At 31.3% G+C, this 9,735-nt stretch carries 9 protein-coding genes and 1 pseudogene; 3 read left to right on the top strand and 7 right to left on the bottom strand.

Annotated elements, in window-relative coordinates:
• Positions 1–317: 317 nt before the first annotated feature.
• Entirely contained in the window at positions 318–1,100 is a 783-nt protein-coding gene (locus tag AC3DU7_RS16035; protein WP_488040329.1) for a TrmB family transcriptional regulator sugar-binding domain-containing protein, read from the bottom strand.
• 166 nt (positions 1,101–1,266) lie between these two features.
• The gene (locus tag AC3DU7_RS16030) at positions 1,267–1,458 is read right to left on the bottom strand and encodes a hypothetical protein (protein ID WP_488040328.1); all 192 of its coding nucleotides are present in this window, start codon (positions 1,456–1,458) and stop codon (positions 1,267–1,269) included.
• Positions 1,459–1,809: 351 nt separating this feature from the next.
• On the opposite strand from AC3DU7_RS16030, the gene AC3DU7_RS16025 reads away from it, so the two are divergent.
• On the top strand, positions 1,810–2,649 hold the full coding sequence (locus AC3DU7_RS16025) for an SWIM zinc finger family protein (protein WP_488040327.1): 840 nt from the start codon (positions 1,810–1,812) through the stop codon (positions 2,647–2,649).
• 370 nt (positions 2,650–3,019) lie between these two features.
• Here AC3DU7_RS16025 and AC3DU7_RS16020 read toward each other — a convergent pair.
• A pseudogene (locus AC3DU7_RS16020) lies at positions 3,020–3,960 on the bottom strand (putative 2-dehydropantoate 2-reductase).
• Between the two features lie 132 nt (positions 3,961–4,092).
• Between AC3DU7_RS16020 and AC3DU7_RS16015 the strand changes: the two are divergent.
• Entirely contained in the window at positions 4,093–4,548 is a 456-nt protein-coding gene (locus tag AC3DU7_RS16015) for a KGK domain-containing protein (RefSeq protein WP_488040326.1), read from the top strand.
• Positions 4,549–4,828: 280 nt separating this feature from the next.
• Here AC3DU7_RS16015 and AC3DU7_RS16010 read toward each other — a convergent pair whose 3' ends face one another.
• The 4 genes from AC3DU7_RS16010 to AC3DU7_RS15995 all read right to left on the bottom strand — a co-directional run bounded on the left by AC3DU7_RS16010 (position 4,829) and on the right by AC3DU7_RS15995 (position 8,395).
• Positions 4,829–5,056 carry a hypothetical protein gene (locus AC3DU7_RS16010; protein WP_488040325.1) on the bottom strand — a complete coding sequence of 76 codons (228 nt, stop codon included), beginning with the start codon at positions 5,054–5,056 and terminating at the stop codon, positions 4,829–4,831.
• 398 nt (positions 5,057–5,454) lie between these two features.
• A complete protein-coding gene (locus AC3DU7_RS16005) occupies positions 5,455–5,871 on the bottom strand; it encodes an acyl-CoA thioesterase (RefSeq protein ID WP_488040324.1) in 417 nt (138 codons plus the stop codon).
• A 408-nt stretch (positions 5,872–6,279) separates the two neighbouring features.
• Entirely contained in the window at positions 6,280–6,726 is a 447-nt protein-coding gene (locus AC3DU7_RS16000; RefSeq protein WP_488040323.1) for a tellurite resistance TerB family protein, read from the bottom strand.
• A 346-nt stretch (positions 6,727–7,072) separates the two neighbouring features.
• Entirely contained in the window at positions 7,073–8,395 is a 1,323-nt protein-coding gene (locus AC3DU7_RS15995) for an ATP-binding protein (protein ID WP_488040322.1), read from the bottom strand.
• Positions 8,396–9,122: 727 nt separating this feature from the next.
• Here AC3DU7_RS15995 and AC3DU7_RS15990 point away from each other — a divergent pair.
• Positions 9,123–9,455, top strand: a complete 333-nt coding sequence (locus tag AC3DU7_RS15990) for a TMEM14 family protein (RefSeq protein ID WP_488040321.1) — start codon at positions 9,123–9,125, stop codon at positions 9,453–9,455.
• The last annotated feature ends 280 nt before the right edge of the window (positions 9,456–9,735 follow it).

Here is a 9,735-nt window from a genome sequence, read left to right as displayed (position 1 = left end):
TTGTTTTGAATAAGCAAATAGTGGTTTAATTAATGAATAATGAATAATGAATAATGAATAATGAATAATTAATAATGAATAATTAATAATGAATAATTAATAATGAATAATTAATTCTTTATTACTTCTTTTTTTTAGTCAGCTATTAGCTATTGCTGTTAGTTGCCTATAAGGTTTTATTTAAACCTCGCTCAATTAGCTGGGATATTATTGAACCAAAGTTAAAATTTACTACAAAAGTAGAGTATTATTGCTGATATCTGAAAGCTAATAGCTGAATGCTTACTAATATAATTTGCGTAAGTCCTGAAAATAAATTATGTTAATTCTGTAATTTCATTTGCTGCTTCCCAGTAGTTATCAAATTCCTGTTTGAAATAATTAAATAGGTCAATATCATTTTTTTTATTCAATAAGATACTAGGAGCTACACTAGACTCAGAACGAAAAGAAGCTAATAAAGCAAATAGTTTACCATCGCTTGATTCTGGATCGGAAATGGAAAAACCAATAGAAGGCAAGTATTGTATTTCTCGTATTTTTAAAAGATATATTTGAGACTCATTTATTTTTTCTTTTAAGCTTGTTAGATTATTAATAGAATTTTCTATATCGCTAAATATTTTATTGGGGTTGTTTGTCTTATGACCTCTAAAAGCCATTGAATTAATTGTTTCTGGATTTCTAGCACACAAAATAATGCGTACTTGACAATTTCTCATGATAGCTTTTTTAATCTCCTCATCAAAAGATTTTAATGTACTTCCAGAGCGAACAAGTATACAAATCTCTTCTTTTGCATTACTGATAGATTCTAAAATATTATTATAAAAAAAAGCTTTATTCCTTTGAGCCAAAATATCATTTTGTTTGATAGTTAAACCTTCCAATAGTTTTGATACTTTTTGAGTATTTTTTCTATCAATTAAAATTCCTAATGCCAAGAAAGTTAGCACCGTGGAAATAGCTGTAAGAGCATAAGTAATTGAGTCATTAAATATTCCTATAAATGAACAAATTAATCCTAGAATTAAAGCCAAATACCCATCTATATTTTCGCCTTTTTTTATGTCATCTAAAATGTCTTTTATGATTTTCATTTTTACCAAAAATTATTAATATATAAAACATTTTGTATATTCGCTTGACCTTATCATAGTTTGATTTTATTTTCAATATACCTAATTATATGCTAGCTGTAGTTTAAGGTGCGTTGTAACGTATCCTAGAATTGGAATCTCTGTGTAAGTTATGAAAAAAGCATCACTATTGAAATTTCTCTTCTGTTGCGTATGTAGCAATAGTCAATTCATTTGCTGAAGTACCCAGTAGAGGAGATGAGTAGTGAAATTTCTCTTCTGTTGCGTATGTAGCAATAGTCAATTCATTTGCTGAAGCACCCAGCAGAGGAGATGAGTAGTGAAATTTCTCTTCTGTTGCGTATGTAGCAATAGTCAATTCATTTGCTGAAGCACCCAGCAGAGGAGATGAGTAGTGAAATTTCTCTTCTATTGCGTATATAGCAATAATTAATTTATTTTCTGAAGCACTCTAACAGAGGAGGTGAATAGTCAAATTTCTCTTCTATTGCGTGTATAGCAATAGTCAATTCATTTACTGAACAGTAATAATACCTCACCCTTAAAATGAATATAGAGCCGACTTTTCGACTTTTGTAGTAAGATTGAATTCTTGCTTAAAAATATCCCTAGAGGAAGAGGTTGAAATAAAGCTTTTATCCCAGACAAAAGCAATAGTTGATTTCTGATTGCTGATGGCTGAATGCTTACTAAAAAACTAGGAGTTAATATGGCAAACTTTAGCAAAACTTGGTGGGGAAAACGCTTCATAGAAGCACTAGAAAACTTCACTGATTCAAATCGTTTGGGGCGAGGACGTTCTTATGCTCGTAATGGTAAAATTAAAGAGTATAAAATTAATAATGGTAAAATTAGTGCCAAGGTAAGAGGTTCGGTTAATCCTTATTTCGGTGTTTATAAAGAACCTCTCTATAATACTACTATTGAAATTAAACCAATAAAAGAAACTGACTGGTCAAAGGCGATCGCTTATTTAGGCTCAAAAGCGAGTTTTGTTTCTAAGTTATTACTTGGAGAAATGCCTGATAATATTGAATCAGCTTTTACTGATTTAAAGTTACATTTGCTTCCTCATAGTCGTGAGGATTTTGAGACAAATTGTTCTTGCCCAGATTGGCAAAATCCTTGTAAACATATTGCTGGTGTTTATTATTTAGTTGCTGCCGAATTAGATGAAGATCCTTTTTTATTATTTGAACTGAGGGGTATTTCTAGGGAAAAACTACAACAAGAGTTAGCTAAGTCACCTTTAGGAAAGGCTTTATTTTCGTCTTTGGATAGTGAAGATTTTGTGCCTAAATTGGTTGATTCTTACTATACTAAACCGGATAAAGTAGCAGTAGAAAAAATTTGTTCTGCTAAGGATTTTTGGCTTTCCCAAAAGCGGTTGCCACAGTTGGGGGAAGATGTTGGGAGTGCTAGTATTCCTGCTATTGTGGTTAAGAAGGCAGGAGATTTTCCCCCTTTTTGGGAGAAAGAATCTTCTTTTTTGGCAGTGATGGAGGAGTTGTATGAACGGGTGAGAACGAGAAATAAAGGGATGTTTTGAAGTAGCAGTCAGCACTCAGCTTTTCAAGGTGTATAATGCCATTAATACGCACCACTAATTTTTTCAAATTATAGTAGGGGGACTTATACCATTTCTCAAAAACTTTTCTACATTTTGCTGAGTAGGGGAGTGGGTAGAGACGTTGCATGTAACGTCCGTACAGGGAGAAGAAAACATAAGAATAATAAATAGAATATTAGATTAGCTAAAATTAGTAGAAAAGTGATTCAGCTTCTGCTAATTAGTTAATAACTGAAGTATTGCACAAGTATAGGACTACTTTCGGGAATTGGTATTAAATCCTCAAATTTTGAACTGACAGCTAAATGCTGAAAGCTGATTCCTAACGGCTGAATGCTTACCATAAAATTCAAATATCTTGCCTATTTCTAGCATCTAAAAATTTTAATTGTTGATACAATATCCCAATTTTATTTAACTGAATACCTGCTGCACCTGCTATTCGTAAGGGGTTGCCAATAATACTTTCTATTTCTAAAGGTCGTCGTCGATCATAGTCAATTTTCATGCTAGTCAAATAAGGCTTTAACTTGTCAGTATGGTCTAACATATTTTGAATATAACTATCTGGAATTTCACACTTACAACTTTTTGCACCCTCCAATACTTCTTGCATTATTTCTGTGATTAAGTTTCTAGTATGAGTATCTCTCATCATTTCATCAGTTCGAGCATCTAGAATTACTGACAAGCTATTATAAGGAATATTCCAAACTAATTTTTTCCATCTTTCTTGGAATAAATCTTCACTTAAATTAACTTGTATTCCAGCACTTTCAAAATCCTGGGAAATTTCACACATTTTATTAGTAATACCAGCAGGTTGATAATTTGTGGCATATTTTCCGATTCTAATCAAACCATAATCTATATGGCGAATATGACCGTAACCTATTTTATTAGAAGCAAGATTACATACTCCTCCAATTACTCTCTCTTCACCAACAATTTTGGCTATTTCAGATTCTGTACCCAATCCATTAAGAGTAAGACAACATTATTTTCTTGGCATAAAGGTGGAAGTAATTCTGGTAACAAATGGTTTTGTGTTGTTTTTAATGCGACGATAATTACATCACATTTTGGCATTTTATTAGTATTGTTATAGGCGTTAATTTGAGGGAGGGTAAAGTCGCCATCTTTGGATTCTATGATTAAGCCATTTTTGATAACGTGCTGATAATCACTATGGAGTAAAAAATGAACTTCTAATCCTGCTTTTTGTAGTTTTGCACCATAAAAACCTCCTAGTGCACCACTGCCAATAATAGCGTAAGTATTTTTTGACATTTTATTTTTCTTAAATTCGACTCTGTTTCTATTTTATTGAATTAAGAAGAAGAAAGAAAGCTGTATAAATCAATTTTTAACTGGTAAAAATATTGTGTTATTATCAGGTTGATGAAAGTCTACTTCAATATTATGGATAATACTTTTCAAGCTCTAGAATGCGATACTGATATTTTGATGATTGGTAAAGATACTTTTACTGTTGAACGATTTAAGGAGTTGACAGTAGAAAAAGTTCAAACTTCTTTTAATGAAAGTTATTGTATTATGAACAAACAGAATCATACAAATATTAGTATATTTAGTATTTTGAAAAGGAATCTTATTAGAATAGTTGACAACTCTGTAGAATTTAAACTCCAAAATATAGAATTAATTTTTCCTCCTGAAGGTATGGATTGTAAGGTTTTAAAGTTAGGTAATTCAGAATGGCAAACAGGCAAAATGAGAATTCATGTTATGGTTGCAGGCAGTTCAGTAAGAGTTATTAAATTAGAATTTTGTTATGACGAACCACCACAACCAGAATCACCATTAGACGATATTCGACAAAGAGAAAATTATCAACAACTTTTAAATAACGAATAGACTAATTACCAACAAACTGGAAAAATAAAAAAATATCCAGTGTGACACTACTAAAATAATGATGCTGTAAGTATTATTTTAAATTTACTTATACAGCAGATTTTACCTAAGTTAGGTACACCAGTACCAGACAAAATATACGCACCACAAAAGTTTTATTTAAACCCCATTATTAAGGGCGAAGTATTAAAATCTTATACTTCATATACTTGAATTTTGCTGTATTAAACTCAGCTCTATCATTATTTTATCTGTTCAAACTTTTTCAACTTTAATGTTGCTACATGAATAGTCTTTCCATTATCCACTTTGAAATCTTTCCTAAAGCAAATCCTCCTGCCAATGCTAAGAAAATATAATTTATATTTATAACTCCAGCTTCACTTCCTGGAATACTCTGAATAAAGATAGAAAAAACGGTAGCAAGGAAAAACAGGATTAAAGCTAAAATTATAGTTTCAACAAAAGTAATACCAATTTCATAAAATATTGCAAAGCGTGAGGACACAGGGAACAGGGAACACCGGAGCTGGGAACAGGGAACAGAGAAAGAAAAACATAAATATTAAAGAGGAAAAAAGGTGGAAATTTTAGAATTTATGGAATTTATAATTTTTTCTTTTAAGAAGAAATCACAAATTAAGATGTAACTGCCTTTTTTGAATTTGGTATAATACTTCTAAATGCTGCAATAAAACCAACTATAAAGAAAAATATTGCAAATGCTATCCTGAACAAATTTATTAAATAGACATCTCCGGAAAAGAGGCAGTAGGCAGTAGGCAGTAGAGGAAAAGAATTGATAATTTCTGTGCGATAATTGATTTGATTTTTTATTGTCGGAGATGTCTAATTAAAAAAAACTGAAATATATCCATCATTTTATTTCTCTTTATATTAGCCAAACTACAAATTTTGCATACTCAATAACCATCTCCTCATTTCATCAGATAATTTTTGCCTACTTCTACTTTGAGGATCAATACAAACGTGCCTTGTAATAGCTCTGGCTACCCACTTATTTTCTGTTTCTTTTAAAAATACTTGATAGGAAATCTCAAACTCATCATCTCCCCAACTTTTAGGAATTAATTCAATAGTTAACTCATCCCCACAAAACATCGGGCGACGAAAATCAACATTAGCATGAATAATCGGAATAGCCATTTCTTGATTACTAAAAAAAACTTTCAGATTAATACCAAATTCTACTAAAGATGCTTCATAAGCTTCATGGCACATTGCTAAAACATTAGCAAAATAAACCACTCCAGCAGCATCGGTATCTTGAAAATGAACTATTCTTGTATAGTAAAAAGACATTTTTCCTTTTCTGAACAATGAACAATGCCCAATTTTATTGTAGTAATTGTTCATTTAACATTCATCAAAATAAATTTTGTAATTAAATACCGTAAGCATTCAGTCAGCTATTAGCTATCAGCTATTAAGCTATTAATTTTGGGAAAGGTAAAAGCAATTTAGAAATTGAGAAAGAATAAAAAGTTACTGCCAAAGTACTCTTCCTACACTTTAGAAGTAATTATTCATTACTAAGTAAGTAAGCATGAAAAAAAACAAGTATGTAACAAAAAGTAAAGTAGCTCTGAAACCTCTACCTCCTGCCTTCATCTAACTATAAATTTTCACGCCTACCTACTTAATTGCTGATAGCTGAAAGCTGAATTGCTAATAGCTGTTTGTGCAGAATTCCGTAGGAAATACTTACAATTAACCCTTATTTTTAATCATCATTACATCAATAATCTTAGTAGCTACTTCTTCGGAAATTTCCAAAGCATTATACAATTCGTTCAAAAGTTGTTCTTCCTCTTCAGCAAGGTCTCCATCTACTAAAACTAAGTCTGTAGTAACAGCAAAAACTGTTTCTCTTAACTCCTTTGGAAGTTTAGCAACTGCCGCATCAAACAAAGGCTTGATTTCTTTATTTTTAATCATACCAAGGAGACGGTCTTGCATTTCTGTCTTACGCTCTTTTGGATAATCACTAAACAGTTGCATACGAGAGAAAATATTATTAATACCTTGAGATTCACTCCTAGTAATAACACCATCAGCAGCAACAGCAATTAAGGCGATCGCTGCAAAAGCTTCTGCCGGCTCTAATTGAATATCAGTAGCTTGTATTGTTGTTGTTCCTTGATCGAAAAGACCCATTTTAGTTACCTCGTTAATTATTTTTTTTACCGTTTCTATTTTGAGAAAATATTAGGTGTTATTAAATAAGTTTTAGATTCAATATACAAGCTAAAATTTACAGAATAATTAATAATTAATAATTAAATAGTTCTGGTTTAAATCCTCCCCCTTTTAACGGGAAAAAAGCGGTCTCCGGATGGCTAGGTCCCCTGCTCTTATCAGAGCCGCTCCGAAGATCGCCATATCCAATCAACCAAGAGAAGAAATAGTATTTCCTTATATTCAATTCCGTAACGGTTTTAACCAGAGGTAATTATCAATTATCAATTATCAATTATCAATTAATAAACACCTAGTACATTCTTCAATAGTTCTCAAAAACTGCTAAATTAGCTTTGAGAAAATCAATAAATTGTCGTGCCGTTCGCCCAGAGCGACCATTATGTCTAGTAGCCCATTGTAAGGCTTGATAATCTAAATCTTCAGAATTTAGATTAATTTTTGCCTGTTTTGCCAGATGTCTAACAATTGTTAAATAAGTATTCTGGTTCGCAGGTTCAAAAGTTAAAGTTAAGCCAAAGCGATCGCTAAAAGAAAGCTTTTCTTGAACTGTATCCCAATTATGAACCTCATCACTATCTTTTGGGCGGGGGCGATCGTTAAAAAATTCTCTAATTAAATGCCTTCTATTTGATGTAGCATAGACTACCACATTTGTTGGTCTAGCAGTTAAATTACCTTCTAAAACTACTTTGAGAGCTTTAAAAGTATCATCATCTTCTTCAAAGGAAAGGTCATCGACAAAGATAATAAATTTTTGTGGAATATCGCGTAGTTTTTCTGCAATTAATGGTAAATCTTTTAAGTTTGATTTAGCCACTTCGACTAAACGAAGATTGCGTTGACTATACTCATTTAATAAAGCTTTTATTAAAGAGGATTTGCCAGAACCGCGACTACCGTATAGTAATATATTAAGGGCTGAATATCCTGCTAGGAGAAATTCTGTATTTTTGATTAAGGTATCTTTTTGAAGTTCATATCCGACTAACTCTTTTAATTCAACTGGGTCCGGGTAAGTAATAGTAAGTAGTTGACTGTTACGCCATTCAAAGGCAATTGATTGGGCAAATAAACCCGTGCCATTATGATGATAATGAGTGGCTAAGGTTTCAATAGCATCTGCCCAATTTTCTAAATTTATTAAATTTTTATATATAACCTCTTCTTTTGTTAATTGTAGTTCCCAGGCAACAGGAGGTTGCTCTAATTTTGCTATTGTTTGTATCCACTGACTAATTTTTTTACTACTACATTGATAAAGATTTTGTAAAATTTTCAAATCGTGTTTTGCTGCTGCAGTTAAGGTGGGAGAAAGGTCAGTCAGTTTTTTTTGTTGAACTTGTTTGCTAAAGGGATTATCATCTTTAATAATCTGAGAAATTAGATATTCTTGCCAGGAAATATTGCTACTAGCAAGAGTTTTAAACCAATTACTATAAGCTTGAATACATTCAATTTTATTGACATCATTTTTACAAAGAAATCGTAATAGTTCAATAAAAGTTTCACCTACTGGGTTTTTCAGAACAGACTGATATAATAACAGGGATGCTATTTGCTTTTGTAAGTTGTGAATTTGGGCGATCGTTTGGTAATCTACCTTTTGGTAATTTAAAGAAGACATAATTAATAATTTGATTGCCTCTGTTATTTCAGTTATCAGTTATCAGTACATCCTGCAATAAGGAAGCTTGACATCAGAAATATTTTCTTTTCTCTTGGTAGAGGGGAAGCTTTAGACGATAATTTTTTGGTAATAACTGCTAATTATTTAGTCATATTTGTTACTTGTTAAGAGTAATTATGGATGACTCTTAAAATAAGTCTACTCTCTATAGTTATATAAAAGTATTTTTTTAGATTAACTTAAGATATCGTCTGTTCTTTTTCATCTGTTTTGTTTTTGAACTATTAAATTTTCACGAACCAGATAGAAAATATTATAGAATTCGATAAAGTGCTTTTAGGTGTGATTTTTTAGGCATAGCTTTTTAATTTCCTTTTGGTCATATTTATATGTAATAGTTAGTCTTACTATTTGAGTAATTAATAACAACTTCAGACTTTAACTTTCAAGTTTTAATCAAAAATAAGTTTCAACAATGAATAATGAATAATTAATAATGAATAATTAATAATGAATAATTAATAATTACCTCTCCTTGAAAAGAAGAGGATTGACTCAAAGGAAAATTTTTTTCTTTTTTCCCCTTAAAAGGGGAGGCTTTAGACCACAATTTCTCGGTAAAGCAATATTAAGTTTTAATAAAAATCATAACTATAAGTAGAAAAAACAACAATTGTAACTGTATAAACTAATTTTAGTTGTTAAAAAATTAATACTAATAATTATGAATATTGCCATAATATCAGCGATCGCCTATGGTATTTTAGCCATTGTTGGGGGCATTATCGGATATCGCAAAGCGGGCAGCAAAATTTCTTTAATATCTGGTAGTGTAAGTGGTTTACTACTAATTGTTAGTGGAATTATCCAATTAATGGGTATGAACTGGGGTTTAATATTTTCTACAGTTATTGCAACTATTTTAGTAATTACATTCATTATCCGTTTAGTAAAAACTCGTAAAATGATGCCTGCTGGATTAATGATTTTTACTGGTATTGCTGCTGTAGCACTTATGGTTTATCAAATTAGTCTCAACAATTCAGCCACAACTTAATCAGTTATCAGTTATCAGTTATCAGTTATCAGTTATCAGTAACCTCCTGAAAAAAAATGAAAATAGTCCAGTAGTAGCTTGATACACCTAAAATGTGGCAATAGTAGGGGCGGGTTTTCCCGTTAAATTAACGACCTTTCACCTAAAGAGCTGTCAGCTATCAGCTATTGCTTTTAGTTTAGGATCAAAGCTTTATTAATTGTCTTACTATAAAAATTACCGAATTATTAATTAGGGCTTGCTGATTAAACCTAAATGTCTTTACTGATATTGGTTTTAG

The organism is Okeania sp. (assembly GCF_983059655.1).
Note: the sequence above shows the minus strand (reverse complement) of the source record. Positions and strands in the feature narration are given on the sequence as shown.